The sequence below is a fragment of the Pseudomonas sp. RA_105y_Pfl2_P56 genome, from assembly GCF_963970845.1.
GTDB classification, from domain to species: Bacteria; Pseudomonadota; Gammaproteobacteria; order Pseudomonadales; family Pseudomonadaceae; genus Aquipseudomonas; species Aquipseudomonas baetica_A.
This window is the reverse complement of sequence record NZ_CAXAPL010000041.1, coordinates 24,514-50,804: the sequence shown is the minus strand read 5'-3', so window position 1 is coordinate 50,804 and position 26,291 is coordinate 24,514. Positions and strand designations below refer to the sequence as shown.

At 61.0% G+C, this 26,291-nt stretch carries 31 protein-coding genes and 1 pseudogene; 16 read left to right on the top strand and 16 right to left on the bottom strand.

Annotated features, from left to right (window positions below; translation table 11 throughout):
* Positions 1-161 precede the first annotated feature (161 nt).
* Positions 162-2,045: a TonB-dependent receptor domain-containing protein gene (locus tag AACY11_RS23195; protein WP_339464752.1), complete on the top strand. Its 1,884-nt coding sequence runs from the start codon at positions 162-164 to the stop codon at positions 2,043-2,045.
* Between the two features lie 62 nt (positions 2,046-2,107).
* On the opposite strand, the gene AACY11_RS23190 is transcribed toward AACY11_RS23195, so the two are convergent.
* From AACY11_RS23190 to nrdR, 12 genes are all read right to left on the bottom strand, one after another.
* On the bottom strand, positions 2,108-2,908 hold the full coding sequence (locus tag AACY11_RS23190; RefSeq protein WP_339464753.1) for a cobalamin-binding protein: 801 nt from the start codon (positions 2,906-2,908) through the stop codon (positions 2,108-2,110).
* On the bottom strand, positions 2,908-3,327 hold the full coding sequence (locus tag AACY11_RS23185; protein ID WP_339431308.1) for an MFS transporter: 420 nt from the start codon (positions 3,325-3,327) through the stop codon (positions 2,908-2,910). The genes AACY11_RS23190 and AACY11_RS23185 overlap by 1 nt, the downstream gene beginning before the upstream one ends.
* A complete protein-coding gene (gene ribA, locus AACY11_RS23180) occupies positions 3,324-3,941 on the bottom strand; it encodes a GTP cyclohydrolase II (protein WP_339431307.1) in 618 nt (205 codons plus the stop codon). Before ribA ends, AACY11_RS23185 begins: the two co-directional genes overlap by 4 nt.
* A gap of 162 nt (positions 3,942-4,103) precedes the next feature.
* Positions 4,104-4,841 (bottom strand): substrate-binding periplasmic protein, encoded by a 738-nt coding sequence (locus AACY11_RS23175; protein ID WP_339431306.1) that lies wholly within the window; start codon positions 4,839-4,841, stop codon positions 4,104-4,106.
* Positions 4,842-4,877: 36 nt separating this feature from the next.
* Entirely contained in the window at positions 4,878-5,381 is a 504-nt protein-coding gene (locus AACY11_RS23170; RefSeq protein WP_221730243.1) for a phosphatidylglycerophosphatase A family protein, read from the bottom strand.
* Positions 5,378-6,343, bottom strand: coding sequence for a thiamine-phosphate kinase (thiL, locus tag AACY11_RS23165; RefSeq protein WP_339464754.1), 966 nt, complete (start codon positions 6,341-6,343; stop codon positions 5,378-5,380). Before thiL ends, AACY11_RS23170 begins: the two co-directional genes overlap by 4 nt.
* Before the next feature lie 18 nt (positions 6,344-6,361).
* Positions 6,362-6,862, bottom strand: coding sequence for a transcription antitermination factor NusB (gene nusB, locus AACY11_RS23160; protein WP_339495775.1), 501 nt, complete (start codon positions 6,860-6,862; stop codon positions 6,362-6,364).
* Positions 6,859-7,335: a 6,7-dimethyl-8-ribityllumazine synthase gene (gene ribH / locus AACY11_RS23155; protein ID WP_003228649.1), complete on the bottom strand. Its 477-nt coding sequence runs from the start codon at positions 7,333-7,335 to the stop codon at positions 6,859-6,861. The genes nusB and ribH overlap by 4 nt, the downstream gene beginning before the upstream one ends.
* Before the next feature lie 91 nt (positions 7,336-7,426).
* The gene (ribBA, locus tag AACY11_RS23150; RefSeq protein ID WP_095188502.1) at positions 7,427-8,518 is read right to left on the bottom strand and encodes a bifunctional 3,4-dihydroxy-2-butanone-4-phosphate synthase/GTP cyclohydrolase II; all 1,092 of its coding nucleotides are present in this window, start codon (positions 8,516-8,518) and stop codon (positions 7,427-7,429) included.
* Between the two features lie 16 nt (positions 8,519-8,534).
* The gene (locus tag AACY11_RS23145; RefSeq protein WP_339431303.1) at positions 8,535-9,200 is read right to left on the bottom strand and encodes a riboflavin synthase; all 666 of its coding nucleotides are present in this window, start codon (positions 9,198-9,200) and stop codon (positions 8,535-8,537) included.
* Between the two features lie 47 nt (positions 9,201-9,247).
* Complete coding sequence (ribD, locus tag AACY11_RS23140; RefSeq protein ID WP_339431302.1) at positions 9,248-10,381, bottom strand: bifunctional diaminohydroxyphosphoribosylaminopyrimidine deaminase/5-amino-6-(5-phosphoribosylamino)uracil reductase RibD; 1,134 nt, start codon at positions 10,379-10,381, stop codon at positions 9,248-9,250.
* The gene (gene nrdR / locus AACY11_RS23135) at positions 10,378-10,842 is read right to left on the bottom strand and encodes a transcriptional regulator NrdR (RefSeq protein WP_176470114.1); all 465 of its coding nucleotides are present in this window, start codon (positions 10,840-10,842) and stop codon (positions 10,378-10,380) included. Before nrdR ends, ribD begins: the two co-directional genes overlap by 4 nt.
* A gap of 128 nt (positions 10,843-10,970) precedes the next feature.
* Here nrdR and AACY11_RS23130 point away from each other — a divergent pair, with 128 nt between their 5' ends.
* The 3 genes from AACY11_RS23130 to trxA all read left to right on the top strand — a co-directional run bounded on the left by AACY11_RS23130 (position 10,971) and on the right by trxA (position 13,046).
* Entirely contained in the window at positions 10,971-11,435 is a 465-nt protein-coding gene (locus AACY11_RS23130) for a YbaY family lipoprotein (protein ID WP_339431301.1), read from the top strand.
* On the top strand, positions 11,432-12,088 hold the full coding sequence (locus AACY11_RS23125; protein ID WP_339495774.1) for a class I SAM-dependent methyltransferase: 657 nt from the start codon (positions 11,432-11,434) through the stop codon (positions 12,086-12,088). Before AACY11_RS23130 ends, AACY11_RS23125 begins: the two co-directional genes overlap by 4 nt.
* Positions 12,089-12,173: 85 nt before the next feature.
* Positions 12,174-13,046 carry a thioredoxin gene (trxA, locus tag AACY11_RS23120; RefSeq protein WP_339495773.1) on the top strand — a complete coding sequence of 291 codons (873 nt, stop codon included), beginning with the start codon at positions 12,174-12,176 and terminating at the stop codon, positions 13,044-13,046.
* Between the two features lie 4 nt (positions 13,047-13,050).
* Here the strand turns inward: trxA and AACY11_RS23115 are convergent, their stop codons facing one another.
* Positions 13,051-13,407, bottom strand: coding sequence for a hypothetical protein (locus AACY11_RS23115; protein WP_339464760.1), 357 nt, complete (start codon positions 13,405-13,407; stop codon positions 13,051-13,053).
* 135 nt (positions 13,408-13,542) lie between these two features.
* Between AACY11_RS23115 and AACY11_RS23110 the strand changes: the two genes are divergently transcribed.
* The 5 genes from AACY11_RS23110 to AACY11_RS23090 all read left to right on the top strand — a co-directional run bounded on the left by AACY11_RS23110 (position 13,543) and on the right by AACY11_RS23090 (position 17,593).
* Positions 13,543-14,142, top strand: a complete 600-nt coding sequence (locus tag AACY11_RS23110; RefSeq protein WP_339431297.1) for a DUF2796 domain-containing protein — start codon at positions 13,543-13,545, stop codon at positions 14,140-14,142.
* 53 nt (positions 14,143-14,195) lie between these two features.
* Positions 14,196-14,906: an ABC transporter ATP-binding protein gene (locus AACY11_RS23105; protein ID WP_187678771.1), complete on the top strand. Its 711-nt coding sequence runs from the start codon at positions 14,196-14,198 to the stop codon at positions 14,904-14,906.
* Between the two features lies 1 nt (position 14,907).
* Positions 14,908-16,173: an ABC transporter permease gene (locus AACY11_RS23100; protein WP_339431296.1), complete on the top strand. Its 1,266-nt coding sequence runs from the start codon at positions 14,908-14,910 to the stop codon at positions 16,171-16,173.
* A gap of 11 nt (positions 16,174-16,184) precedes the next feature.
* Positions 16,185-16,703: a DUF3299 domain-containing protein gene (locus tag AACY11_RS23095; protein WP_339464761.1), complete on the top strand. Its 519-nt coding sequence runs from the start codon at positions 16,185-16,187 to the stop codon at positions 16,701-16,703.
* Between the two features lie 191 nt (positions 16,704-16,894).
* On the top strand, positions 16,895-17,593 hold the full coding sequence (locus tag AACY11_RS23090) for an OmpW/AlkL family protein (RefSeq protein WP_221730257.1): 699 nt from the start codon (positions 16,895-16,897) through the stop codon (positions 17,591-17,593).
* A 180-nt stretch (positions 17,594-17,773) separates the two neighbouring features.
* Here AACY11_RS23090 and AACY11_RS23085 read toward each other — a convergent pair whose 3' ends face one another.
* Positions 17,774-18,703 carry an NAD-dependent epimerase/dehydratase family protein gene (locus AACY11_RS23085; RefSeq protein WP_339431294.1) on the bottom strand — a complete coding sequence of 310 codons (930 nt, stop codon included), beginning with the start codon at positions 18,701-18,703 and terminating at the stop codon, positions 17,774-17,776.
* Positions 18,696-19,580, bottom strand: a complete 885-nt coding sequence (locus tag AACY11_RS23080) for a sugar nucleotide-binding protein (protein WP_339431293.1) — start codon at positions 19,578-19,580, stop codon at positions 18,696-18,698. Before AACY11_RS23080 ends, AACY11_RS23085 begins: the two co-directional genes overlap by 8 nt.
* Positions 19,581-19,904: 324 nt before the next feature.
* Between AACY11_RS23080 and AACY11_RS28505 the strand changes: the two are divergent.
* From AACY11_RS28505 to AACY11_RS23065, 4 genes and pseudogenes are all read left to right on the top strand, one after another.
* Positions 19,905-20,000 (top strand): annotated as a pseudogene (locus tag AACY11_RS28505) (DUF72 domain-containing protein); the annotation flags it as partial.
* A gap of 2 nt (positions 20,001-20,002) precedes the next feature.
* Entirely contained in the window at positions 20,003-20,800 is a 798-nt protein-coding gene (locus AACY11_RS23075; protein WP_339495772.1) for an endonuclease/exonuclease/phosphatase family protein, read from the top strand.
* A complete protein-coding gene (gene clsB, locus AACY11_RS23070) occupies positions 20,797-22,071 on the top strand; it encodes a cardiolipin synthase ClsB (RefSeq protein ID WP_339431291.1) in 1,275 nt (424 codons plus the stop codon). The genes AACY11_RS23075 and clsB overlap by 4 nt, the downstream gene beginning before the upstream one ends.
* Positions 22,068-23,054 carry a lysylphosphatidylglycerol synthase domain-containing protein gene (locus AACY11_RS23065; protein ID WP_339495771.1) on the top strand — a complete coding sequence of 329 codons (987 nt, stop codon included), beginning with the start codon at positions 22,068-22,070 and terminating at the stop codon, positions 23,052-23,054. The genes clsB and AACY11_RS23065 overlap by 4 nt, the downstream gene beginning before the upstream one ends.
* Positions 23,055-23,096: 42 nt before the next feature.
* Here AACY11_RS23065 and AACY11_RS23060 read toward each other — a convergent pair whose 3' ends face one another.
* Complete coding sequence (locus tag AACY11_RS23060) at positions 23,097-24,098, bottom strand: GlxA family transcriptional regulator (protein WP_339464764.1); 1,002 nt, start codon at positions 24,096-24,098, stop codon at positions 23,097-23,099.
* A 101-nt stretch (positions 24,099-24,199) separates the two neighbouring features.
* Between AACY11_RS23060 and AACY11_RS23055 the strand changes: the two genes are divergently transcribed.
* The 3 genes from AACY11_RS23055 to AACY11_RS23045 all read left to right on the top strand — a co-directional run bounded on the left by AACY11_RS23055 (position 24,200) and on the right by AACY11_RS23045 (position 26,284).
* Positions 24,200-24,748 carry a cysteine hydrolase family protein gene (locus tag AACY11_RS23055; protein ID WP_339431288.1) on the top strand — a complete coding sequence of 183 codons (549 nt, stop codon included), beginning with the start codon at positions 24,200-24,202 and terminating at the stop codon, positions 24,746-24,748.
* 238 nt (positions 24,749-24,986) lie between these two features.
* Positions 24,987-25,568 (top strand): YjfI family protein, encoded by a 582-nt coding sequence (locus tag AACY11_RS23050; protein WP_238547068.1) that lies wholly within the window; start codon positions 24,987-24,989, stop codon positions 25,566-25,568.
* Between the two features lie 17 nt (positions 25,569-25,585).
* Positions 25,586-26,284, top strand: coding sequence for a PspA/IM30 family protein (locus tag AACY11_RS23045; protein WP_339431286.1), 699 nt, complete (start codon positions 25,586-25,588; stop codon positions 26,282-26,284).
* The last annotated feature ends 7 nt before the right edge of the window (positions 26,285-26,291 follow it).

The following is a 26,291-nucleotide window of genomic DNA, read 5'->3' as shown; positions in this document are numbered from 1 at the left end:
CCCAAGCACTGGTCGCACTAGCCCGCAAGCTTGCCCGGGTGGTATTTGCTCTGTTGAAAAACCAGAGCGAATACTCACCTAAAGCGGTTTAGGGGCTAGGCATGAACCATAGAATCTCCCACATTTGGTTTGTGTACACCTGAAAGACCTACGGATCACCGATGAACCTCTCGCGCCTCGCCCTGCCCTTCCTTCTGTTGCCAGCCACCAGCGCCCTCGCTGACACCTTCGAACGCGATCAGGCCCTGAAACTGCCGGACACGCTGATCAGCGCCAACCGTCAGGTCGAAGCGCGCAACGACAGCAGCGCCGCCAACACGGTGTTCACCCGTGAAGACATCGACCGCCTGCAACCCAGCGACGTACCCGATCTTTTGCGGCGCGTGCCCGGCGTGCAGGTGGCGCAAACCGGTGGGCGCGGCAGCCTGCCGGGCATTTACATCCGCGGCACGCAGTCGGCGCAGAGCCTGGTACTGGTCGATGGCCAGCGCATCGGCAGTTCCACTTCCGGCGACAGCAACCTGCAGCACTTGAACATCGAGCAGATCGAACGCGTCGAAGTGCTGCGCGGTTCGCGTTCGGTGATTTACGGCAGCGATGCGATTGGCGGGGTGATTCAGATCTTCACCCGACGCGGCACTGAGCAAGGCTTGCAGCCACGCCTGCACGTCGGTTTCGGCAGCCATCAGATCTGGGAGCGCAGCCTTGGCTTGTCCGGTGGCGATGACAAAACCCGCTTCAATCTGGGTGCCAGCCTGGATGAAACCGCCGGGATTGACCGCACACACGAGTCCTACCCCAGCGACGGCGATCACGACGCTTACCGCAACAAGTCCGTCAGTCTGAGCCTCAGCCATGCGCTGACCGAGGACGTCGAAGTCGGCGCGAACCTGCTGGATAACCGAGGCAAGAGCGAGTTCGACAACCCGTTCGGCCGTTTCGACATGAACACGTTTGAGTCTGTGCAACAACAGCCGTACAGCGATTTCAACGTCAGTAGCGTCAGCACTTACCTCGACGCACGGATCAATGAAACCTGGAAAACCCGCGTCGAGTTCGGCCATACCGAAAACCGCGAGAAGACGCTCGACAAGCTCAGCGACGAGCGCACGGTGTTCAACACCTACCGCGACTCGCTGAACTGGCAGAACGACCTGACCCTGGATACGCGCAACAGCCTGATTCTGGGCGGCGACTGGTACGAAGACCGCGTCAACAGCAGCACCGCGTTCGACGAGAACAGCCGCTGGAACCGCGCCGCGTTCATCCAGCATCGTTATCAGGCTGACAGCTTCTCCACCGAACTGGGCCTGCGCCACGACGACAACCAGCAGTTCGGCAGCCAGAACACCTGGAGCGGCACGTTCACCCTGCCGCTGAACCCGGACAACGATTTGCTGCTCAGCTACAGCGAAGGGTTCCGCGCACCGACCTTCAATGACCTGTACTACCCGGAGTTCAGCAACCCGAACCTGAAACCGGAAACCTCGAAAAGCTACGAACTGCAATGGCGCAGCCAGTTGAACGACAGCACCCGCCTGGAAGCCTCGCTGTACCGTACCGACCTTGAGGACGCGATCATATTCGGCAGCAACTCGCGGCCGCAGAACGTGGCCTCAGCCCGAATCAACGGTTTCGAAGCGGCGCTGAAACAGGAGCTGTTCGGCTGGCAGAGCAATCTCGGCGTGGCGATCATCGATCCGCGTGATCGCGAAACCGGGCACACCTTGGCACGTCGGGCGCGACGCACGTTGAGTTGGGATCTGGATCGGCAGTTCGATCGACTGAGCCTCGGCGCCAGTTGGCAGGCGATCAGCAGCAGTTACGACGACCTGAAAAATCAGCAGCCATTGGGCGGATACGCGCTGTTCGGATTGCGCAGCAGTTGGACGCTGAACCGCGAGATCAAGCTGGAGTTGAAGGTGGATAACGTGCTGGACAAGGGTTACAGCCGGGCGAACTACAGTTATGACGGCAATCAGTATGGCTATCGCGAAGAGGGCCGAGCGTGGATGTTTGGAGTGACCTGGACGCCGGGCCGCTGATCCAGAATTTGCGCCGCCTTGGCTAGCCTCTTTGCGAGCAAGTCGAAGAATTCACCTCGGTCTCAGCGCTCAGGCGCGATTAGGTGGCAGAGCCTGGCGGTTGCCTCGATCATCTGCCCGCTCGGGCGCTCCAAGCCTTTATCAGTGACCAGCAACAGTTGGCCACGCGCTACCGCCACTACCTGCGGCCAGGCTTTCCAGGCATCAAGCTGGGCCTGAGCGCCGGCCACAATCACCTCGGGATTGCGCTGCAACACCGCCTCGATACTGACCTGCGGGGCCGGCAGGCTCAGATCGGCGAACACGTTGCGCGCACCGCACACTTCAAGCGCCGCGCTGATGATCTGCCCGCCACCGACGGTGTACAACGGCTTGTCCCAGACTTGGTAAAACACTTTCAGCGGCGCGTCCCGGCGATAGCGCAGGCGCAGATTGTCGAGTTTGCTGCGCAACTGCGCCGCCAGTGTCACCCCGCGCTCGGGTCGCTTCAGTCGAGCGGCAATGGCTTCAATCTGTGCAGACAGCTGTTCGAGATTGTGCGGTTCGGCCACGTAAGTCGGGATATTCAGATGTTTGAGTTGGTCGCGTTGCGCCGGGCCGACACTGCCGGGCCACAGCAGCAATAAATCAGGCTTGAGGCTGAGCAAACGCTCCATGTCGAGTTGGCCGTAACGACCGACCGAGGGAACGTTGGCAATCGCAGGCGGACGCTCGCCGGCATCCAGCACACCGACCAGCAGATCAGCCGAGTCCAGCTCAACGACGATTTCAGAAAGAGAAGGTGCGAGGCTGACGACCCGCAGGCTCGCCAGCACCGGGCCGCTGACGGCCAGCAGCAGAACCGCCAGCAAGAAACGGCGCATCAGCCGAGTTGACGCGGGATACGGTAGAGGTAGAACAGCACCGCAGTGGACAGCGCCAGCAGCACCAGGGGTACCGCCTCAAGGCCAACGAATACCGCCACTGCGCCGATCCACGCCGGCAACGCTGCCGCAAGGAATGCGTTACGGCGAACCGCTGCCAGAGCGATCCAGGCCGCTGGTTCATCGGCGCTATCGAGGGCTTTTTGCGTGGCGATCAATGCGTGCTTATAGCGGCCGAAAAACTTCAGGCTGACAAACATCGACGCCACGCCGGCAATGAACAGCGGCATCGCTAGCACCGGCAGAACGCCCTCGCCCTGACCAAACAGCGCGTTGAGCAAAAACAGCGGTACCAGCGCCAGCGACAGGTATTTCCACCAGTCGACGCTCAGACGACGACGAACCTGACCTCGGGTCACGCCCGATCTACCTCGCCCTGATGCTCGTTGCCCATCATGTGGTCGAGCTTGCTGGCCTTGGTTGCCAGGTAAAGTTTGTTGTGCGGATTGTGGCCGGTGTGCAACGGCACGCGTTCGGCGACGACGATACCCATTTCGGTCAAGGCTTTGACCTTGCGCGGGTTGTTGGTCATCAGACGCAGGGACTTCACGCCCAGATGCTCGAGCATCGGCAGGCACATGGCGTAGTCGCGCTGATCGGCGGCGAAGCCCAGGCGTTCGTTGGCTTCGACGGTATCAGCGCCGCCGTCCTGCAACTCATAGGCGCGGATCTTGTTCAACAGACCGATGCCACGGCCTTCCTGACGCAGGTAGAGCAACACGCCACGGCCTTCGCGAGCGATGGCTTTGAGGGCGCCCTCCAGTTGCGAGCCGCAGTCGCAACGCTGGCTGAACAAGGCGTCGCCCGTCAGGCATTCGGAGTGCAAACGGCCGAGTACCGGGGCTCCGTCGGCAAAATCACCCAGGCTCAGCACAACGTGCTCTCGGCCGGTGGCTTCATCGAGAAAACCGTGCATGGTGAATTGCGCAAAAGGCGTTGGCAGCTTGGAAGCGGCGACAAAGACGACAGGCACCGGTGTGCTCCTGATCTAAAGAGTCTGAAAATTCGCAGGCGGGCATTGTAACAGCAGGTTCCTACAGACGCTTAGGCTGAATTATCGGGCATAACGATCAAAAAGCTTGATAACTGCGGGCCCGCTCCCACAGGGGGACAGTGCTGGACGCAAGATCTGTGGTCAGTTCGGCTCGAACGGATACGGCTGCTTCCACTTCTCAAAGATCGGTTTCAGCTCACCGCTCTTCACCAAATGCTCCATGCGCTTGTCGAACAGCGCCATCAACGTACGGGCCTGTGACGTATTGGCGAAGCACAGATACAGGGGCAACTCTGCAATATGGGTTTTGCGAAACTGCGCTGGATCGTTGGCCCGACTCACGACGAAATCGACTTCCGTCAGCGCATCGATGTAATAGTCGGCGCGATTGTGGGTCAGCATCGATAAAATTCCGGTTCGCCGGATGACTTCATTGAAGCTGCGCACGTTGGGAAGATAATTCTGATAGTCGTAGCCACGAACCCAGGCCAAGCGGTAGTTGCCCAGGGTTTCGGGGGTTGGCGCGGGGTTGCTGGCAAGGCCCAGGGCATAGATGTGATCGGTGTCGAAACTCCAGCGAGGATAGAGCAGGTCGCTGGCTTCATCATGATAAGCACCCACACAGGCATCAATTTCGCCGCGCTGGGCCAGCCCCACTGAGCGTGTATAGGGCTCAGTGCGAATATCCAGTTGCACCCCGGCCGGCTCGAATACTTTGCGCAGCACATCCCAGGCCAAGCCATGGCCATCAGCGGCGGTGTAGTCTGCCCAGTCTTCACTGGCCAAATGAATGACCGTTGGCGCATGCGTTGCTTCCTGCGCATTGACCACAGTGCCCAGCAGAGCAAAAACCAACAGCGCCCACCAGCGTCGAGCCATCCCTAGTCCCTCACTTAACCCTGACAAGTCCTCAGATCAGGCGAAAACCCAAACCAGCCCTTGCATCGACAGCCAGGCGAACACGCCAGCCAGCACGTCGTCGAGCATGATGCCAACGCCGCCATGGACATGCCGGTCGATCCAGCGAATCGGCCACGGTTTAAGAATGTCGAAGAAGCGGAACATCAGGAAACCCGCCAGCAACCAGTACCAGCCTTCCGGCACCAGCCACAGGGTGATCCACATCCCGACCATTTCGTCCCAGACGATGCCTTCGTGGTCGTGCACCCGCAGATCATCAGCCACTTTGCCGCACAGCCAGAAGCCGAACAGCATGGTGATGCCGAGCATCAGCCAGTAACCCCAGTCAGGCAACATCTGCCACAACGGGATGAAGGGTAGCGCAACCAGCGAGCCCCACGTGCCCGGCGCCTTGGGCAAGGTGCCCGAGCCGAAGCCGAATGCGAGGAAATGCCAAGGATTGCGCCAGACCGACGGCGGCACGAATTCGGCCGGTACCTGTTTCGGGTGATCTGTCACGGTGACTCCTGAAAATGTTGATAGCCCCGGATTTGCGGGGTGATGTCCTGTCCTTCGCGATCGAGCAGCACCACACCCTGGCCCTGCGCCACGCGACCGATCACATGGATCGGCCACCCATTGGCCAGCAGCGTCGGCAACTCGACGGACGGTAGCGTGAAGGCCAGCACATAATCATCACCACCGCTCAACGCCGCACGTTCGGCGCCACGCTGACCGAGAAACGCGACCAATGCATCCGACAGCGGTACACGCTCGCGTTCAATCTCAAGCCGCACCTTTGACGCCAGGGCAATATGGCCGCAATCGGCCAGCAAACCGTCAGAGATATCCAGCGCTGAAGTCGCTTTGCCGCGCAACGCCTGACCCAGGGCCAGTTGCGGTTGTGGCGACCAGTAATGATCGAGCAGCGGCTGGGCGATATGTGCCTGGGCCTCACGCTGACCGAGCACCAACGGCAAGGCGCCAGCGGCGTTACCCAGTTCACCGCCGACACAGAGCAAATCCCCCGGTTGCGCGCCGTTGCGGGTCAACGCTTGACCCGCAGGCACGCGCCCAAACACGGTCACCGTCAGACTCAACGGCCCACGCGTGGTATCACCGCCGACCAGCGCCACGCCGCAATCCTGCGCCATGCGGTTCAAACCGCGGGCATAGGCTTGCAGCCAATCGGCGGTCACCGTCGGTACAGTCAGGGCAAGGGTAAAAGCGATGGGCGTAGCACCCATGGCGGCCAGATCGCTGACCGCGACGGCCAGCGAGCGCTGACCGAGCAGAAACGGATCGCAAGGGTCGGCAAAATGCACGCCGGCCACCAGCGTATCGGTGGAAATCGCCAGCTGTTCTCCGGGAGCAACCGCCAGCAAGGCGCAGTCGTCGCCGATTCCCAGTGCAACGCCTTCGCCGCCCTGCGCACAGGGCGCGGCGGCGAAGAAATTGCGGATCAGCTCAAACTCGCCCATAGCCGTTTCAAACGCCAATCAGCGCTTGAACGCCTTCACTTCAGCTTCACGCAGGCGTGGGGCCAGCTTGTCGAGCACGCCGTTGACGAATTTGTGGCCGTCGGTCGAACCGTAGACTTTCGCCAGTTCGATCCCTTCGTTGATGACCACGCGGTACGGCACGTCGACACGTTTGAGCAGCTCCCAGGTGGACAGGCGCAGTACGCACAGTTCAACCGGGTCGAGTTCCTCGATGGTCAGGTCCAGGCACGGCGCCAACGCGGCGTCGATTTCGGTCAGGCTGGCCGGAACACCGTGCAGGATGTCGTGGAAGTAGCTGGCATCGGCAAAGGTAAAATCGTTATCGACGCGAAACTGCGCTTCGATTTCGTTCAGCGAGGTACCGGCCATGTGGCGCTGGTACAGCGCCTGAGTTGCCAACTGACGGGCAGCCCGGCGCTTCTCGCTTTTCGAAGGCTTGCCGGCGTCCGTTGGACGTGGCTCGCGCGGGTTGAAACGATCGCTTTCGTCGCTAATCACTTGGCCTCCAACTGCGCCAGCAGGCTGACCATTTCCAGAGCGGACAGGGCAGCTTCAGCACCTTTGTTACCGGCCTTGGTGCCGGAACGTTCGATGGCTTGCTCGATGGAATCAACGGTCAGGACGCCGAAAGCAACCGGTACGCCGAACTCCATGGACACCTGGGCCAGGCCCTTGGTGCACTCGCCCGCCACGTATTCGAAGTGCGGAGTACCGCCACGAATGACCGCACCGAGGGCGATGATGGCTGCAAACTCGCCTTTCTGAGCGACTTTCTGCGCAACCAGCGGAATTTCGAAGGCGCCAGGTGCGCGGATGATGGTGATGTCGCTTTCGCTCACGCCATGGCGAACCAGGGCATCAACTGCACCGCTGACCAGGCTTTCAACCACGAAGCTGTTGAAACGGCCCACTACCAAAGCGTAGCGGCCTTTAGGGGCGATGAAGGTACCTTCGATGGTCTTCAGGGTCATTCGTCAGATCTCTTAAAGAGCCGGGACGCGTCTTTTACGCGTCCCTCAGTGATTTATTTGCCGCGAATACAGGGCCGGAAACAACCGGTCATTATTCGGAGGGCACGTATTCTACAACTTCCAGATCGAAACCGGATATCGCATTAAATTTCATCGGTGCGCTCATCAAGCGCATTTTGCGAACACCGAGGTCACGCAGGATCTGCGAACCGGCACCGACGATGCTGTAAGTGGTCGGTTTTTTCACCACAGCCTGATCGGCGGTCTCACGGATGTGCGCCAGCAGCACGTCACCGTCAAGCGGGTGACCGAGCAACAGCACCACACCGCTGCCGGCCTCGGCAACCGCCGCCATGGCCGCGCGCAGGCTCCAGCGGCCCGGCTGCTTGACCATCAGCAGGTCGCGCAGCGGGTCCATGTTGTGTACGCGAACCAGCGTTGGCTCTTCGGCGCAAACCGTGCCCAACGTCAGGGCCATGTGCACGTCGCCTTCCACCGAATCACGATAGGTCACCAGATTGAATTGGCCCAGTTCGCTGTCCAGTGGCTGCTCGGCAATCCGCTGAACGGTACGTTCGTGGATCATCCGGTAGTGAATCAGGTCGGCGATGGTGCCGATCTTGATGTTGTGCTCGGCGGCGAACGCTTCCAGTTCGGTACGACGGGACATGGTGCCGTCGTCGTTCATCACTTCACAGATCACGCCGCTCGGCTCGAAACCGGCCATGCGCGCCAGGTCGCAAGCGGCTTCAGTGTGACCGGCGCGAGCCAGGGTGCCACCGGCCTGAGCCATCAGCGGGAAGATGTGGCCCGGGCTGACGATGTCTTCAGCCTTGGCGTCTTTGGCGGCAGCCGCTTGCACGGTGCGCGCACGGTCGGCGGCGGAGATGCCGGTGGTCACGCCTTCGGCGGCTTCGATCGACACGGTGAACTTGGTACCGAAGCCGGAACCATTGCGCGGGGCCATCAGCGGCAGCTTCAGCAGTTCGCAGCGCTCACGGCTCATCGGCATGCAGATCAGGCCACGGGCGTGCTTGGCCATGAAGTTGATGTGTTCGGCCTTGCAGCATTCGGCGGCCATGATCAGGTCGCCTTCATTCTCGCGGTCTTCGTCATCCATGAGGATGACCATCTTGCCTTGGCGGATGTCTTCAACCAGTTCTTCGATGCTATTGAGCGCCACAAGGCACCCCCTTCAGTCAGGATTTGAGGTAGCCGTTTTGGGCCAGAAAGCTTTCGGTAATCGTGCTGCCGGCCGTCGACTCTGCGGCCTTGTCACCCAACAGCAGACGTTCCAGATAACGCGCCAGCAAGTCGACTTCCAGGTTCACCCGGCGACCTGGCTTGTAAGACGCCATGATGGTTTCGCTCAGGGTGTGCGGAATGATCGTCAGCATGAACTCAGCGCCATCGACCGCGTTCACGGTCAGGCTGGTGCCGTCGACGGTGACCGAGCCTTTATGGGCGATGTACTTGGCCAGTTCCTTCGGCGCGCGGATACGAAATTCCACGGCGCGGGCATTGTCGCTGCGCGAAACGACTTCGCCGACACCGTCAACGTGACCGCTGACCAGGTGCCCGCCGAGGCGAGTGGTCGGGGTCAGGGCTTTTTCCAGATTGACCGGGCTGCCGCTTTTGAGGTCGTTCATGGCGGTGCAGTCGAGGGTTTCGCGGCTGACGTCGGCAGCAAAGCCGTCGCCCGGCAGCTCAACGGCGGTCAGGCAGACGCCGTTGACGGCGATGCTGTCGCCGAGCTTGACGTCGCTCAGGTCGAGCTTGCCGGTTTCAACATGCACCCGTACATCGCCGCCCTTTGGGGTCAGTGCACGGATGCTGCCGATGGATTCGATGATGCCGGTAAACATGGGGTTCTCCTTGAGAACGAAGCCAGCGCTAACGCGATGGCCGGGAATTATACGCTCGCCGAAAGCACAGGGATCGCAGTGACTCGCCAGTCATCGCCAACGGCGCGGATTTCAGTGATTTTCAGCTCGGGGGCGTCCTTCATAGAGGCCAGCGGCCAGTCCAGTAGCGGACGCGCCGTAGAACCAAGGAACTTGCCGGCGATGAAAATCACGAACTCATCGACCAGACCGAGCTGGGCAAAAGCACCGGCCAGACGCGGGCCGGCCTCGACCAATACGTCGTTGACGCCACGGTTGGCCAGTTCGACCAGCAGTTGATGCAGATCGACCTGACCGTCATCACCCGGCACGATCAGGCATTCCGGGCCGTTGGCGTATTGCTCTTCGACCGCCATGCAGGTGGCGACCAAAGCAGGGCCGGCCTTGAAGAACGGTGCATCCAGCGGCACGCGCAGGCGCCCGTCGATCAGCACCCGCAGCGGTGGACGGCTCATGGCCTGCGCCGTTTGCTCGGCATCCAGGCCCAGTTCGTCAGCACGCACGGTCAACCGCGCGCCGTCGGCCAGCACCGTGTCGGCACCGGTCAGCACCACGCTGGCCTGGGCGCGCAACCGCTGCACCGCCGAACGTGCCGCCGGGCCGGTGATCCACTGGCTCTCGCCGCTTTCCATCGCCGTGCGACCGTCCAGACTCATGGCCAGTTTGACCCGCACGAACGGCAAGCCGAGTTCCATGCGCTTCAGAAAACCTTGATTGAGCTGGCGTGCCTGGCCTTCCAGTACGCCGCTTGCGGTGACGATCCCGGCATCGGCCAGACGCTGCAAACCACGACCGGCCACTTGCGGGTTCGGATCACGCATCGCCGCGACCACCCGGCCAACGCCGGCATTCACCAGCGCATCGGCGCACGGCGGTGTACGGCCGTGGTGACTGCACGGCTCCAGCGTGACGTAGGCGGTAGCGCCCCGGGCCAGTTCACCGGCAGCGCGCAAGGCGTGGACTTCAGCGTGAGGTTCGCCTGCGCGTTCGTGCCAGCCTTCGCCGACAATCTGCCCGTCCCGCACGATCACACAGCCAACCCGGGGGTTGGGGTGCGTGGTGTAGTGACCTTTGCGCGCCAGTTCCAGCGCACGGGCCATGAAGTGGGCGTCGAGGATGGCCTGCTCGGCGACGGTGGTCATTGTTTCACCGGTTCGCGGGCGAGGCGGTCGATCTCTTCGCGGAACTCGTTGAGGTCCTGGAAGCGTTTGTAGACCGAAGCGAAACGGATGTAGGCGACTTCATCAAGCTTTTGCAATTCGGCCATCACCAGTTCGCCGACCACGAGGGATTTGACCTCGCGCTCGCCGGTGGCGCGCAGTTTGTGCTTGATGTGGACCAGAGAGGATTCGAGGCGCTCGACGCTCACCGGACGTTTCTCCAGGGCGCGCTGCATGCCGGCGCGGAGTTTTTCTTCGTCGAACGGTTGGCGGCTGCCATCGGTTTTGATCAGGCGCGGCAACACCAGTTCGGCCGTCTCGAACGTCGTGAAACGTTCGCCGCAGGCCAGGCATTCACGCCGGCGGCGCACCTGTTCGCCCTCGGCGACCAGACGCGAGTCGATGACCTTGGTGTCGTTGGCACCGCAGAAGGGACAGTGCATGGTGGCTGGCAACAAAAAAAGGGAGGGCCATGGTAGCGCATCCCCGTGGCAAGACAAGCCATAGGGTTTGCGGTATACAGACGGGCATGATCGTTTGATCCATGGATTTCATTTTTCCGGAGCTGCCAATGCCGTTACGTCCGCTCGTTTTGCTCAGTCTTTTCAGCCTGCTGGTGGCCTGCGGCAGCGACGCCCCCAAGCCTCAGCCCCCAACGCCGGGCCCCGCGCCACAACAGGCGCAGAAAAAAGCCAAAGAAGCGGCCGACCTAGGCCCGTTGCCGGCTTATCAACGGGAACTGAGCGGCACCCTGCAAGGCGTACCGGCCGGTGCCGAAGTCGAACTGGCGCTGCTGGTGATCGATGAGAAGGATCGCCCGCAGCAATTGCTCGCCAGTTCCAGCCTGATCGGCAACAACCAGATTCTGCCGTTCCATGTGCGCTTCAACCCCGAGGCTTTCCCGGCCGGGGCGCGGGTTGAATTGCGTGGCCGCGCCAGCCAGTCCGGTCAGTTGATTTTGCATCTGCCGTCACAAACCATTACCCAGCCGACCACTCAGGCACTGGGCCAACTGCAATTTGTCAAAGCACCATGAATGCACCGTTCGACCTGCAACAGGCGCTGGGTGAACTGCTCGGCGACGCCAGACTGAAAGCCTGTGCGTTGCCGGACACCGATTTGCAGTTGTGGCTGATCGACGGCGACAACATGGCGCGCGAATTCAGCCAGGAAGAAACCCAACGGATTCTGCACGAGCCGCCGTACTGGAGTTTTTGCTGGGCCAGCGGCCTGGCGGTGGCGCGTTATCTGGCCGAGTTCCCCGAATGGGTACGCGGCAGACGCGTGCTGGATTTCGGCGCCGGTTCCGGTATTGCCGCGATTGCGGCGGTGAAGGCCGGGGCGCTGGAAGTGGTGGCCTGCGATCTCGATCCGCTGGCGATTGCCGCGTGCAGGGCGAATGCCGAACTCAATGACGTGCAGATGGGTTATTCGACGGATTTCTTTGCCGAGGCGGATCGCTTTGATCTGATTCTGGTGGCGGATGTGTTGTACGACCGGGCGAATCTGCCGTTGCTCGATGCGTTTCTCAGCCGGGGCCGCGAAGCGCTGGTGGCGGATTCGCGGGTTCGGGACTTTCGCCATCCGTTGTACGAGCGCATTGAAATGCTTGAGGCCATGACCTTGCCGGATCTGGCAGAGCCTGAAGAATTCAGACATGTCAGCCTGTACCACGCGCGGCGTGACTAAAGGCTTCGTCGGAACGCCGCCCCGCTTCCGGCCACACCCCGCCAAGCCGTATAGTTGCCCCATCCACGCTTTTACGAGATCCCCCATGAGTCAGCCAACGCCGTACATCTTCGACGCCACGACTGCCGACTTCGACCAGTCGGTGATCGAGGCTTCCTTCAATAAACCCGTGCTGGTGGATTTCTGGGCCGAATGGTGTGCGCCGTGCAAGGCGCTGATGCCGATGCTGCAAGGCATTGCCGAGAGTTATCAGGGCGAGCTGCTGCTGGCCAAGGTCAATTGCGATATCGAGCAGGACATCGTCGACCGCTTCGGTATTCGCAGCCTGCCGACCGTGGTGCTGTTCAAGGACGGTCAACCGGTCGACGGTTTTGCCGGCGCCCAACCGGAATCCGCCGTACGCGCCTTGCTCGAACCCCATGTGCAGATGCCGCCACCTGCCGCAGCCGATCCGTTCGAACAGGCTCAGGCACTGTTCGATGACGGCCGCTTTGCCGATGCCGAAGCGGCGCTGGTGGTCATGCTCAATGACGACAATACCAACGCCAAGGCCTTGATCCTGTACGCCCGCTGCCTGACCGAACGCGGTGAACTGAGCGAAGCGCAAACGGTGCTCGACGCGGTCAAGGGCGATGAGCACAAAGCCGCGCTGGCCGGGGCCAAGGCACAGATCAAGTTCTTCGGACTTGCCCGCGACCTGCCCGATGCCGCCGACCTGAAAGCACGGCTGGCGAAAGATCCGCAGGACGATGAGGCGGTGTATCAACTGGCGATCCAGCAACTCGCTCGCCAGCAATACGAAGCGGCGCTGGAGGCGATGCTCAAGCTGTTCATCCGCAACCGCAACTATGGCGAAGGCTTGCCGCACAAGACCTTGCTGCAGGTGTTCGAGTTGTTGGGTAACGATCACCCGCTGGTGACCGCCTACCGACGCAAAATGTTTGCGGCGCTGTACTAAGCGCTCACTCGACCCAGCTGTAGAGCGGCGTATCCCCGCCGCTCGCCACTTTTACCTGTGAACTGTGCCGCAAGCGCACCAGCAGGCGCTTGCCCGCCGTGGCACTGCCGGTCAGTCCTTGCAACTGATCGAGCAGATCCGGACCACTGAGTTGCCCGGCCTTGCGCAACAAATCCTGCGCGACCTGCCACAAGGCATCGTCTTGATTCATCGGTTTGGCCGCTGGCGCTGCTGCGCTCTGCGGTTGCTCAGTCGGTAACTGCCCGCTCATGGCCGAACCGAGCCGCGCCCAGTCGCTGTCATCGAGTTCCACCGTCAAATCCACCGGCACCGCGCCGACGGTTCCGCGTATCCGCAACATTGAGTTCGCTCCCGCACTTTTCTGACACGCATGCTCCCACGGGACTTGTGTAACGCCAAGCGCACGGGCAAACTCTGCGCACTTTCGTTATAAGATTACATAACAAACTCTTCACTTTACTTCCCGGAGACCGTCATGCGTCGTCTGCTGCTCGCTTTGCCGTTTGCCCTGTTGCCGTTGGCCATCGCCCATGCGGCTGATGAACATGACCACGATCACGACCATGAGCACGGCAGCCTCGGTGCGCATGAACATGGTGTCGGTCGCCTGAATGCTGCGCTCGACGGGCAAACACTGGAGCTGGAACTGGAAAGCCCGGCGATGAATCTGGTCGGCTTCGAACACGTCGCCTCCACAGAGGCCGACAAGACCAAGGTCGCCGCCGCCCGCGCGCAACTCGAAAAACCGCTGGTGCTGTTCAGCCTGCCTGCCGCTGCCGGTTGCAAAGTGGTCAGCCAGGAACTGGAAAGCCCGCTGTTCGGCGACAAGCCGCAGGCCGACGATCATGACGACGATGAAGCCGACAAGGGCGGCCACGAACATCACCACGACCACAGCGAAATCCATGCTCACTATCAGTTCAACTGCACAGCCCCGGGCGCGTTGAAGACGCTGGATCTGGCGAACATCTTCAACACCTTCCCGGCGACCCAGAAAATTCAGGTACAACTGATCAGCGCCAGCGGCCAGCAGGGCACTGAAGTAACGGCCAAGGCTGCCGCGCTTAAGTTCTGATTACTGCGAAACTCCCACAAGGGGGTATGTGTTCACTCCATGAAACTGGCGCCATGACCCAAGCACTCATCGAACTGTCCGACCTGGGCTTCAGTTGGCCCGGCCACCCGCCGCTGCTGGACATCCCGGCGTTTCGTCTGGAACCGGGCGAAACCCTGTTCCTCAAAGGCCCCAGCGGCAGCGGCAAGACCACCCTGCTTGGCTTGCTCGGCGGGGTACAGAAACCCGATCGCGGCAGCATTCGCCTGCTCGGCCAGGAGCTGACCGCACTCTCCGCCGGTGCCCGCGATACGTTCCGCGTCGATCACACCGGCTACATCTTCCAGCAGTTCAACTTGCTGCCATTTCTCTCGGTGCGCGAGAACGTCGAGCTACCCTGCCACTTTTCCAGACTGCGCGCCGAACGGGCCAAACAGCGCCATGGCAGCGTCGATCAAGCCGCCGCCACCCTGCTCGCCCACCTGGGCCTGAAGGACGAGAGCATCCTCAGCCGTCGTGCCGATTCGCTGTCGATCGGCCAGCAACAACGAGTCGCCGCCGCCCGCGCCTTGATCGGCCAGCCAGAATTGGTGATCGCTGACGAACCGACTTCGGCGCTGGATTACGACGCTCGGGAAAACTTTATCCGCTTGCTGTTCGCCGAATGCCGCGAGGCCGGTTCGAGTCTGCTGTTTGTCAGTCACGACCAGAGTCTGGCCCCGCTGTTCGACCGTCACCTGTCCCTGGCCGAACTCAATCGCGCCGCCACGTCTGCCGAGGTCTGAGATGTATCTGTTTCGTCTGGCCATGGCCAGCCTGGCCAACCGCCGCTTTACCGCTTTGCTGACCGCGTTCGCCATCGCCCTGTCGGTCTGCTTGCTGCTTGCCGTCGAGCGCGTGCGCACCGAGGCCAAAGCCAGTTTCGCCAGCACCATCAGCGGCACCGACCTGATCGTCGGCGCCCGCTCCGGTTCGGTGAATCTGTTGTTGTACTCGGTGTTCCGCATCGGCAACGCCACCAACAACATCCGTTGGGACAGCTTCGAGCACTTTGCCAATAACCCGAAAGTGAAATGGGCGATCCCCATGTCCCTCGGCGATTCCCATCGCGGTTATCGGGTAATGGGCACCACCCAGGCGTATTTCGAGCATTACCAGTACGGTCGCCGGCAACACCTGGAACTCGCGAAGGGGCGCGCCTTCGCCACCGATCCGTTCGAGGTGGTACTCGGTGCGGAAGTGGCCGATGCCCTGCACTACAAACTCGGCGACAAGCTGGTGCTGGCCCACGGCGTGGCGGCAATCAGTCTGGTCAAACACGACGACAAACCGTTCACCGTGGTCGGCATTCTCAAACGCACCGGCACCCCGGTGGATCGTACGTTGCACATCAGCCTTGGCGGCATGGAGGCCATCCACATCGACTGGCACAACGGCGTGCCGGCGCGGGGCAACGGGCGGATCACGGCCGATCAGGCGCGCAACATGGACCTGACGCCGCAAGCGATCACCGCGTTCATGCTCGGCCTCAACAGCAAGATTTCCACCTTTGCGCTGCAACGCGAGATCAACGAATTCCGTGGTGAACCGATGTTGGCGATCCTGCCCGGCGTGGCGTTGCAGGAGTTGTGGAGCCTGATGAGCACCGCTGAAAAAGCACTGTTCGTGGTCTCGCTGTTCGTGGTGCTGACCGGGTTGATCGGCATGCTCACAGCGATTCTCACCAGCCTCAACGAGCGCCGTCGCGAGATGGCGATTCTGCGTTCGGTCGGTGCGAGGCCGTGGCACATCGCAAGCCTGCTGGTGCTGGAGGCGTTTGCGCTGGCGTTTGCCGGGGTGATTGCTGGGCTGGGGTTGCTGTACATCGGCATCGCCGCCGCGCAGGGTTACGTGCAGGCCAATTACGGTTTGTATCTGCCGCTGGCGTGGCCGAGCGAGTATGAATGGACACTGCTCGGTGGCATTCTGGCGGCCGCGCTGCTGATGGGCAGCGTGCCGGCCTGGCGCGCGTATCGCCAATCCTTGGCCGATGGCCTGTCGATCCGTTTATGAGGATGTTCACCATGCCCCGCGCCATGCTCGCGCTGCTGTTACTGGTCGCCCTGCCCGTGTGGGCGGCGGTGCCCAAAGACCTGACCTGGTCGGAGATGATCCCGCCGGACGCCGCGCCGGAAGTGCCCAACATGACGCCGCTGCATGACCTGTCGAAGATGAGCGATGCGTTGTCCGCCGAGTCGGCGCCAGCGGCCAAGCAGGATTTGCCCGACGCCCCGGTGGTGCAGTCACTTGACGGGCAGAACATTCGTCTGCCGGGGTATATCGTGCCGCTGGAAGTGAATGAAGAAGGACGCACCACGGACTTTTTGCTGGTCCCCTACTTCGGTGCCTGCATCCATGTTCCGCCACCGCCGTCGAACCAGATCGTGCATGTGAAAAGTGAGTTGGGCGTGAAGCTCGATGAGCTGTATCAGCCGTATTGGGTCGAGGGGCCGTTGCAGGTCAAAGCCTCGAGCAGCGAGCTGGCGGATGCGGGGTACCAGATGGAGGCGGACAAGATTTATGTGTATGAGCTGCCGGAGTGAGTCCCGCTAGTTTCGTGTTGTTTGAGCGGACGCCTTCGCGAGCAAGCCCGCTCCCACAGGGGATTTGTGTTGATGCAAGGTTCCACACAAATCAGCCCCTTCACTGTTTCATTGAGCTGAGTCAAAAGACCGTATCAGTTGGCTTCGTACCATAGGACATCAAACATTTTTAACGTCCTTTCGGAGCCCCCATGAACAAGTCCTTGCTCAGCGCTTCGCTGTTTGCCCTCGCGCTCGCAGCCCCGCTCGCCCACGCCCACGATGCCGGTGACATCCTGATTCGTGCCGGTGCGATCACCGTCAACCCGAAGGCCGACAGCTCCAGCGTCAAGGTCGATCAGGGGCCGTTGAGCGGCACCAATCTGGGCGGCAAGGCGACCATGAGCAGCGACACTCAACTGGGCCTGAACTTCGCTTACATGCTCACCAACCACGTCGGCATTGAGTTGCTCGCGGCCACGCCGTTCGAACATGACGTGAAGCTCAAAGGCACCGGCCTGGCAGCAGCCAACGGCAAGCTCGGCACACTGAAACACCTGCCACCGACCCTCAGCGTCGTCTACTACCCGCTGGATTCGAAATCGCCGTTCCAACCGTACGTGGGCGGCGGCATCAACTACACCTGGATCTACGACGAGCACGTCGGCAGCGAAGCCAGCGCCAACGGCTTCAGCAACTTCAAGGCGAAAAACTCCTGGGGCCTGGCCTGGCAGGTCGGCGCGGACTACATGCTGACCGACAAAATCATGCTCAACGCCCAAGTGCGCTACATCGACATCGATACCCGCGCCACCGTCGAGAACAACGCCGTGGCGCCCGGTACTCGCGCACGGGTGAATGTGGATGTTGATCCGTTCATCTACATGGTGGGTTTGGGCTATAAGTTCTAAGTCGATTGACCGAACGTTCACGTGGTGGTGAATGAGGCTTGGTGGTGAGCAGGCTTGAAACTGACGGCAACTGCTTTGCGGTTGACCGGGGGAAAATCCCCTCGCCACAGGGATAGCGACAAATTCCGGCCGTGAAAAAGGCGCCTGTCACAGGGCGCCTTTTTCATGTCTGAAACAAACTTACTTGCCGAGCAACCGCGCCAGACCAACGCTCATCGGCGTCTGCCGGGGCAACTTGAAACGCTCAAGCAACCGGGTGTTATTCGCCCGCGAATGGCGGATATCACCGGAGCGGGCCGGGCCGAAGCTGACCGCTGGCAATTCACCGACGACGGTTTCCAGTTCCGCAAGCATCTGCTTGAGGCTCATCGCCTGATTCCAGCCGACATTCACCGCACCGACTTCCACTTCAGGCCTCTGGATCGCCTGCACCAACAGGTCAACCAGATCCTCGACATACAGAAAGTCCCGCGTCTGCTCGCCATCGCCGAACACGGTGATCGGCAAGCCTTTCTGCGCACGTTCGCTGAAGATGCTGATGACCCCGGAATACGGTGAGGACGGATCCTGGCGTGGGCCGAAGATGTTGAAGAAGCGGAAAACCACCGGTTCCAAAGCGTGCTGACGGCGGTAGAAATCAAAATAATGCTCGCCAGCCAGTTTGTCCGACGCGTAGGGCGTCAGCGGCGCTTTTGGCGTGTCTTCATCAATTGATTCGCCCTCGCCATTGTTGCCGTACACCGCAGCGCTGGAGGCGTACAACACACGTTTGACCCCGGCCAGGCGCATCGCTTCGCAAACGTTCAGCGTGCCGATGAAATTGCTCTGGTGAGTCTTCACCGGGTCATCCACCGACGCTTGCACCGAGGCCACGGCCGCCAGGTGCGCTACGGCGCTGCAACCCTGCATCGCTTGGGTGACCAGCACTGCGTCAGCCACATCACCGACAATCAACTCGACCCTGGGGTTGTCCAGCGGCAGATTGCTGCGTTTGCCGGTCGACAAGTCATCGAGAATTCGCACCGAATGGCCTTGAGCAAGCAATGCGTCGGTCAGGTGCGAGCCAATGAAACCCGCGCCGCCGGTGATTAAAACAGTCCCTTCAGCCATGTCGGTAAAACCTATCCAGTAAGCCCGGGAGCGCTGCACGCCAGGCGCGCGGCTTGATCCCGAATGTGTGCAGAATTTTCTTGCAGGCCAGGACCGCGTGTTGCGGTTCCTCGGCGGCGTCCGGCCGCGCGGCGTGAGCCTGAGCGGTCGGTGCTTCGATGGCCAGCGCGTGCAGGCTGCGGGCCTCGGTCAGAATCGCCTGGCCCAGCGCCAGCGGTGTGGTCGCCTCGTGGCCGGCGTAGTGATAAGTGCCCCACAGCGGCGCGGCGCAATCGAGTTGCTTGAGCACCGAAATGATCACCCGTGCGGCGTCATCGACTGGCGTCGGATTGCCGCGACGATCATCGGCCAGGAGCAACTCTTCCGGTTGCTCGGCACGGGCAAGAAAACGCCCGAGGGTGCCATCAGGGCTGTCATCGAGCAGCCAGCCAAAACGCAACAACACATGCTGCGGACACGCTGCACGCACACTTTGCTCGATGCGCCACAAGGCCTGACCACGCAAACCCAGCGGCACTGGTTCGTCTTTTTCGCTGTAGGCCGTGGCACGTGAGCCGTCGAACACGCGATAACTGGACGGCTGCACGAGGACGATATTGTGGTGCCGGCACAGTTCGGCCAGACGCTCGATAGCGCGCTCCTGCCCGGCCATGCGGCTTTCGCTGACGGTCTCGGCCTGGAACCAGTCGAAATAGTAGGCGAGGTTGATCAACGCATCGGGACGGGTGTCGTCGAGCAGTTGCGTCAGGCTCGCGGCATCCCAGCCGTCTTCGGGCGGGCGGGGGGCGAGGAAACCGATGTCTTCTTCCGCACCGAGGCGAATCAGCGCCTGCCCAAGGGCATTTCCGCCGCCCAGTAACATAAGGCGCATTCGCATAGAGTCAGCAGGCCCAGTCTGATTGGAACGATGGCTTTGGCGACGTTGCTTGTGGCCCCGTCGTCGATAATTGCCGGAATCGTTGCATTTTGCGGGTTTAGTGCGCAACCGTCACCCGTAAAGTGTCGATGGCCGGAATTTGTGTACGAGCAACTGCCCCATCGCTGGCCGCCACCGGTGCTGCGGCGCACACTCCTTTTGTGGGAGCGGGGTGTACGGGGTTTCTCGAAAATGCACCGTCCGTAAAGCCATCGAAACTTTCCCGAACCGCCCGCAGTCATCAACACACTGAGGCTGTACGGGGACTTTCGACGGGAGGGCGGCATGGCAACGATTCATATCGGCATTTTCGACTGGCGCTACGCCCCGTGGCGCGGGGATTTCGCCCCTCATGGGCTGGCATTCGCCTCGCGGGGGCTGCCATGAGCATTCCGGAACCGGTCGGTTTCACCGATGAAGGATCGGTCGTCGTGCCATCGGTACGCAGCTTCACTGTGCTGACGGTTAACACGCACAAGGGGTTCACCGCACTCAATCGACGATTCATCCTGCCGGAGTTGCGCGAAGCGGTGCGCAGTGTGGCCGCCGACGTGGTGTTCCTGCAGGAAGTCCACGGCACCCACGAACTCCATCCCAAGCGCTATAACAACTGGCCGACGATGCCGCAGTACGAATTCCTCGCCGACAGCCTCTGGCCGCAGTTCGCTTATGGACGCAATGCGGTGTATCCGGAGGGCGACCACGGCAACGCTGTGTTGTCGAAATTCCAGATCATCCGCCATGACAACCTCGACGTCTCGATCAGCGGCCACGAAAGCCGTGGCTTGTTGCATTGCGTGCTGCGCCTGCCCGGCGATCGCACCGAGGTACATGCGATCTGCGTGCATCTGGGCCTGCGCGAAAGCCACCGCAACGCTCAGCTTGGCTTGCTGATGCAGCGCCTTGCCGAACTGCCAGACGATGCTCCAGTAATCGTCGCCGGTGACTTCAATGACTGGCGCCAGCGTGCCGACGCATTGCTCAAGCCTTGCGGCTTGCGGGAAGTGTTCGCCGAACATCACGGCAAACCGGCGCGCAGCTTTCCCGCGCGTCTGCCGACCCTGCGACTGGACCGCATCTACGTGCGCAACCTCAAGACCCGTCAGCCAAAAGTGCTGGCGAACCGGCCCTGGTCCCACCTTTCCGACCATGCACCGTTATCGGTGGAGATCGAACTATGAACAGCGCACCACTGGAGAAGTCCGCCGCGGAATCGGTGAACATCACCCCGCCGATACGCGAACCCGGGCACGTCGATGTCGAATACCGCTGGCAGAGCAACAACCGCATCGAACTGCTGGAAAACGGCGAGGCGTATTTCCCGCGCGTGTTCGACGCGATGCGTGCAGCCAAGAGTGAGATCCTGCTGGAGACCTTCATCGTTTTCGAGGACAAGGTCGGCAAGGAGTTGCAGCAAATCCTGATCGACGCCGCCCGCCGTGGCGTGCGCACGACTGTCAGCCTCGACGGCTTCGGTTGTGGCGAGTTGACCACCGGCTATCTCACCGCACTGAGTGAGGCCGGCGTCTATCTGCAGATGTTTGATCCGGCCCCCAAACATCTGGGCATTCGCACCAACTGGTTTCGGCGCCTGCATCGCAAGATTGTGGTGGTCGACGGCACGGTTGCATTTATTGGCGGGATCAACTTTTCCGGCGATCACCTGGCCGACTTCGGCCCCGAGGCCAAGCAGGATTATTCGGTGCAGATCCAGGGCCCGGCCGTGGCGGACATTCACCATTTCGCACTGTTGCAAAGCGGGCGACCCGGACGTGCCAGATTCTGGTGGCAACGCCGCCGGCAGCGCCGGACAGAAATGGCCTTCACCGATCACGATGGTCAGGTGCGCCTGGTGTTTCGCGACAACAACCAGCACCACACCGACATCGAAGACGTGTATTTACAGGCCGTGCGCAGTGCTCAGCGGCGAGTGGTGATCGCCAACGCTTACTTCTTTCCCGGCTACCGCTTGTTGAAGGAGATTCGCAATGCAGCGCGGCGCGGCGTCGATGTTCGACTGATTCTGCAAGGTGAACCGGATGTGCTGGTGGCCAAAATCGCGGCGCGCATGACCTATGACTATCTGCTCAAGGCCGGGGTGAAAATCCACGAGTATTGTCAGCGCCCGCTGCACGGCAAAGTCGCGCTGGTGGATGAGGACTGGAGCACGGTCGGCTCAAGCAATCTTGACCCGCTCAGCCTGTCGCTGAACCTGGAAGCCAACGTCGTGATCCGCGATCGCGCCTTTAACCGTGACCTGTTCGAGCGCCTCGAAAACCTGAGCCTCAACCATTGCCAGACGGTAGATCCGGCCATGGTTCCACGCGGACGAATCTGGCACATGACCGTGGGCTTTCTGGTGTTCCACTTTCTGCGGCATTTTCCGGCAATGGCCGGTTGGCTACCGGCACACAAACCCAGGCTCAAGCCGTTTCGAGGTGACCGCTCATGAGTCATACCCAAGCGCAATCGAGCGGCAATTCAGCGCCCGCCGCGCACTCACGCTGGAGCAAGTGGAAACGTCCGTTGACCGTGCTGTTTTTCCTCGCGCTGATGGTATTGCTGACGCTTTTCGCCCGCCGTATCGAGTGGGCCGACGTGTTGGAAACTCTCGCCGATTTCAAGCTGCGCACGCTGATCATTGCCGCCGGCCTGACGCTGCTGAGCTTTCTGACGTACGCCAGTTTCGACCTGATCGGCCGCACCTACATTCGCCAGGACCTGACCTGGAAACAGATCCTGCCGGTGGGGATCATCAGCTATGCGTTCAACCTGAATCTGAGTGCCTGGGTTGGCGGCATAGCCATGCGTTACCGGCTGTACTCGCGTCTGGGCGTGAGCAACAGCAACATTGCCAAAATCCTCGGGCTGAGCCTGGCGACCAACTGGTTCGGCTACATGACCATCGCAGGCGTGGTGTTCAGCAGTGGACTGGTGAGCATGCCGCCGGGCTGGAAAGTCAGCACCACAGCGCTGCAGGGTATCGGTGTGGTGTTGCTATTGATCAGTGCCGGGTATCTGGCCGCGTGCCAGTTCTCCAAGCGCCGCGAGTGGTCGATTCGCGGCGTGGAAATCAACCTGCCGTCGCTGCGCATGGCCTTGCTGCAACTGCTGCTGGGCGCGCTGAACTGGTCGTTGATGGCGGCGGTGATCTTCACCTTGCTGCCGAGCAAGCTCGACTATCCGCTGGTGCTCGGCGTGCTGTTGATCAGTGCGATTGCCGGGGTCATTACTCACATTCCGGCGGGGTTGGGCGTACTGGAAGCAGTGTTCGTTGCACTGCTGCAACACGAAGCGTCGCGGGGCAGTCTGGTGGCGGGGTTACTGGCCTATCGGGCGATTTATTTTCTGTTGCCGTTGTTGATTACGCTCGTGATGTATCTGGTGGTGGAGGCCAAGGCCAAAGCGCTGCAGATCGAAAAGACGCCTTCCTGATGTTGTTTTGAGGCTGCCGGCTTCGTCACGAGCAGCCCCCAATCAGGTACTCGGTGTTTTCACTGGCGCAGTGACACCAAACCGCGCGCGATAATCACTGGGCGCCAGCCCGGTAACTTTCTTGAAGGTCGCCCGAAACGCTCCTGGGTCTTGATACCCCACCTTCCACGCAATGTGATCAATCGTACCGTTGGTGAATTCAAGCATCTCGCGTGCCTTGCCGACGCGTAAATGCTGACAGTATTCGGTCGGTTTCAACCCGGTCGCGGCGCGGAAGCGGCGCAGGAATGTGCGCTCCTCCAACCCCGCGCGTTCGGCCATTGCCGTCAGCGAAACATCCGTCGCGCCAGTGCTTTGCAGCCAATGCTGAACCTTGAGAATCGGCGCATCGCCATGACTGAGGATCGGCGCAAAATGACTGCCGCACTCACTGGCGCTGTCGCTGTGTTCGATCACCAGAAACCGCGCAGTAGCGGTAGCGATGCTCGGGCCCAACAGCCTGTCGACCAGACGCAGCCCCAACTCCGACCAAGCCATCAGCCCGGCCGTGGTGATCAGGTCGCCGTCATCGACAATCGGTGCATCGGCGTTGAGTCTGATGTTCGGATAGCGTTCGGCGAAGACCTTGGCCGAGGTCCAGTGACTGGTGGCGCTGCGGCCGTCGAGCAGACCGCTCTCCGCCAGCAGAAAAGAGCCTGCGCAGACGCCGCCAAGCGTTGCGCCACGGGCGTGTTGTTCACGCAGCCAGTGCAGCAACCCGGTTGATGCCTGAGCTTCGCAGAAACCACCGATCGAGGGTGGAATCAGTACCGCCAGCAATTCGCTTTCGCCCCCCGTACAACTGTCGAAAACCCGCTTCGGCGCCTGATCGCCTTCAACCTGCCAATGACTGACCCGCAGTAACGGCAGTTGTGCAGCCTCATGCTCGGCGGCAATCCCGTTCGCCACCGCGAACAGATCAGTCAAACCGTGCACGGCCGCCATTTGTGCGCCGGGATAAATCAGCACGCCCAACCCGGCCACGGCAGCCCTTTGTGCACCCATTGTCAGTTTTCCCCTGTCTATTGTCGGTGCGGCCAATCCTCGAGTCGCTCGGCAGCGCCAATACTGAAGGCACTTCCAGCCAATCCATCGAGGACACACCCATGGCCAAGCAAGCGCTCATCGTAGTCGATATCCAGAATGACTACTTCCCCCAAGGCAAATGGCCGCTCACCGGTGCCGACGCCGCTGCCGACAACGCCGCGCGACTGATCGCAGCCTTCCGCGAAGCCGGCGATTCGGTGGTGTTCATTCGACATGAGTTCACCTCATCGGACGCCGCGTTTTTCACCCCCGGCTCGGACGGCGCCAAACTGCACCCCAAAGTGCTCAATCGTGCCGACGAACCCGTGGTACTCAAACACTTCGTCAACGCGTTCCGCGAAACCGAGTTGCAATCGATTCTCGACGAACAAGGCATCAAGGAACTGGTGGTGGTCGGCAGCATGAGCCACGTGTGCATCGACGGCATCACCCGTGCGGCGGCGGATCTGGGCTATGACGTCACGGTGATTCACGACGCCTGCGCCAGCCGCGATCTGGAGTTCAACGGCATGACCGTACCGGCAGACCACGTCCACGCGGCCTTCATGTCAGCCCTGGGCTTCGCTTACGCCAGCGTGGTGTCCACCGACGAGTTCCTCCTGCGCTGACGCTCCCGGAAACACTTTGCAAAATAAACTGCGCCCGCCCCGTTGCGGGCGTTTTTGCGAGCGCCGGAAAAATCTCACGCGTGAGCCATTGATGGCACTTTGAATTGGTTGTAGTGTGGCCCACGCGTGAGATGTTCATAACGGAATCAATGCCATGAAAAGCCGCTCCCCCGCTACCGCATCAGACCCAAAGGGAGTGCGCTCAAAACCGTCCGCGAAAAAACCATCCAGCTTTTATATGAAGCAGATGCGTGCGGGCCTGGCGGCTGCCGGTTATGTGAAACACGAAACTTGGGTGCTTCCGGAAAACCGAAGCTTGCTCAAACAAATGGAGCAACAGCTACGCCAACCGATTCTGGCTGGCTCTTTCATGTCGGAGAATTACATGAGCGCAGGCAACAACTGGAATATCGACAGCCTCTTCAACGCCCTCAAGGCCCTGGACGAGGTCGCTTCGCAAGAGATCACGCTGTCTCTGATCCAGAGCTCCGAACCCAGCATCAAGCTGGAAATGAACGAATTCGGCGGTCTGCCGATTCACATCGCCCTGGCCGGCGCACAGATCATCGTCGACACCGTGCTGGTGGACATCGATTCGATCACCGACGTGCGCGCCTTCAACGACGCCGTACTGCGCAGCCGGGAAATGTTCCCGCTGTCGTCGATCGGTATCGAGTCGATGCCGAACGGGCAGACCGTCTACAACATGTTTGGCGCCCTCAGCGCCGACTCGAGCCTGACCAACGTGGTGACCGAGGTGAAAACCCTGGTCGATAACGTGCAGCGCGCCAGCGAAGCCTTCGAACACTTCTTCAAGTAATCAACAGGGAATATCCAATGACTCAGTCCATCTGGAGCAAGTTGTTCACCGCACTGCGCGGCGGCGCCAATGAAGTCGGCGAAGCGATCGTCGACCAACAGGCCCTGCGCATCCTCGACCAGGAAATCCGCGATGCGGATACCGCGCTGTCGAACGCCCGTCGCGAATTGATCACCATCATGGCCAAGCACAAGCTGGCCGCCGACCGCGTGAGCGAGTACGACGCCAAGATCAAGGATCTGGAAGCCAAGGCTGTTTCGGCTCTGAACGCCGGTCGCGAAGACCTGGCGATGGAAGTGGCCGAAGCGATTTCGACCCTGACCAACGACCTGACCGCCGAAAAAGCCCAAAGCGACGAGTTTGGCAACTATGCCGACAACATGCGCAAGGACATCAACAAGGCCGAAGCCCGGATCAAGAGCCTGCGCCAACAAGTGGACATGGCCAAGGCCCGTGACAGCGTGCAGAAAGCCCAGGTCAGTGCATCGATCGCCAGCGGCGGCGCCAACGGCAAACTGGAAACCGCGGTCGGCACCCTGAACCGCCTGCAAGCCAAGCAGCAGCAACGCGCTGCCGAACTGAGTGCGGCCGATGAACTGGCAGACGCTTCAACCGGCAACGACCTGGATCGTAAACTGCGCGACGCCGGCATCACGCCGAATGAAGGCAGCGCCAATGCGATTCTTGAACGCCTTAAGCAGAAATCCGCTCAGTAACACCGCG

Coding starts and splice junctions, on each gene's coding strand:
- AACY11_RS23195 (WP_339464752.1), top strand. CDS start 162: ATGAACCTCTCGCGCCTCGCCCTGCCCTTCCTTCTGTTGCCAGCCACC.
- AACY11_RS23190 (WP_339464753.1), bottom strand. CDS start 2,908: ATGCGCCGTTTCTTGCTGGCGGTTCTGCTGCTGGCCGTCAGCGGCCCG.
- AACY11_RS23175 (WP_339431306.1), bottom strand. CDS start 4,841: ATGGCTCGACGCTGGTGGGCGCTGTTGGTTTTTGCTCTGCTGGGCACT.
- thiL (WP_339464754.1), bottom strand. CDS start 6,343: ATGGGCGAGTTTGAGCTGATCCGCAATTTCTTCGCCGCCGCGCCCTGT.
- ribH (WP_003228649.1), bottom strand. CDS start 7,335: ATGACCCTGAAGACCATCGAAGGTACCTTCATCGCCCCTAAAGGCCGC.
- AACY11_RS23145 (WP_339431303.1), bottom strand. CDS start 9,200: ATGTTTACCGGCATCATCGAATCCATCGGCAGCATCCGTGCACTGACC.
- ribD (WP_339431302.1), bottom strand. CDS start 10,381: ATGACCACCGTCGCCGAGCAGGCCATCCTCGACGCCCACTTCATGGCC.
- nrdR (WP_176470114.1), bottom strand. CDS start 10,842: ATGCACTGTCCCTTCTGCGGTGCCAACGACACCAAGGTCATCGACTCG.
- AACY11_RS23130 (WP_339431301.1), top strand. CDS start 10,971: ATGCCGTTACGTCCGCTCGTTTTGCTCAGTCTTTTCAGCCTGCTGGTG.
- AACY11_RS23125 (WP_339495774.1), top strand. CDS start 11,432: ATGAATGCACCGTTCGACCTGCAACAGGCGCTGGGTGAACTGCTCGGC.
- trxA (WP_339495773.1), top strand. CDS start 12,174: ATGAGTCAGCCAACGCCGTACATCTTCGACGCCACGACTGCCGACTTC.
- AACY11_RS23115 (WP_339464760.1), bottom strand. CDS start 13,407: ATGTTGCGGATACGCGGAACCGTCGGCGCGGTGCCGGTGGATTTGACG.
- AACY11_RS23110 (WP_339431297.1), top strand. CDS start 13,543: ATGCGTCGTCTGCTGCTCGCTTTGCCGTTTGCCCTGTTGCCGTTGGCC.
- AACY11_RS23105 (WP_187678771.1), top strand. CDS start 14,196: ATGACCCAAGCACTCATCGAACTGTCCGACCTGGGCTTCAGTTGGCCC.
- AACY11_RS23100 (WP_339431296.1), top strand. CDS start 14,908: ATGTATCTGTTTCGTCTGGCCATGGCCAGCCTGGCCAACCGCCGCTTT.
- AACY11_RS23095 (WP_339464761.1), top strand. CDS start 16,185: ATGCCCCGCGCCATGCTCGCGCTGCTGTTACTGGTCGCCCTGCCCGTG.
- AACY11_RS23090 (WP_221730257.1), top strand. CDS start 16,895: ATGAACAAGTCCTTGCTCAGCGCTTCGCTGTTTGCCCTCGCGCTCGCA.
- AACY11_RS23085 (WP_339431294.1), bottom strand. CDS start 18,703: ATGGCTGAAGGGACTGTTTTAATCACCGGCGGCGCGGGTTTCATTGGC.
- AACY11_RS23080 (WP_339431293.1), bottom strand. CDS start 19,580: ATGCGAATGCGCCTTATGTTACTGGGCGGCGGAAATGCCCTTGGGCAG.
- AACY11_RS23075 (WP_339495772.1), top strand. CDS start 20,003: ATGAGCATTCCGGAACCGGTCGGTTTCACCGATGAAGGATCGGTCGTC.
- clsB (WP_339431291.1), top strand. CDS start 20,797: ATGAACAGCGCACCACTGGAGAAGTCCGCCGCGGAATCGGTGAACATC.
- AACY11_RS23065 (WP_339495771.1), top strand. CDS start 22,068: ATGAGTCATACCCAAGCGCAATCGAGCGGCAATTCAGCGCCCGCCGCG.
- AACY11_RS23060 (WP_339464764.1), bottom strand. CDS start 24,098: ATGGGTGCACAAAGGGCTGCCGTGGCCGGGTTGGGCGTGCTGATTTAT.
- AACY11_RS23055 (WP_339431288.1), top strand. CDS start 24,200: ATGGCCAAGCAAGCGCTCATCGTAGTCGATATCCAGAATGACTACTTC.
- AACY11_RS23050 (WP_238547068.1), top strand. CDS start 24,987: ATGAAGCAGATGCGTGCGGGCCTGGCGGCTGCCGGTTATGTGAAACAC.
- AACY11_RS23045 (WP_339431286.1), top strand. CDS start 25,586: ATGACTCAGTCCATCTGGAGCAAGTTGTTCACCGCACTGCGCGGCGGC.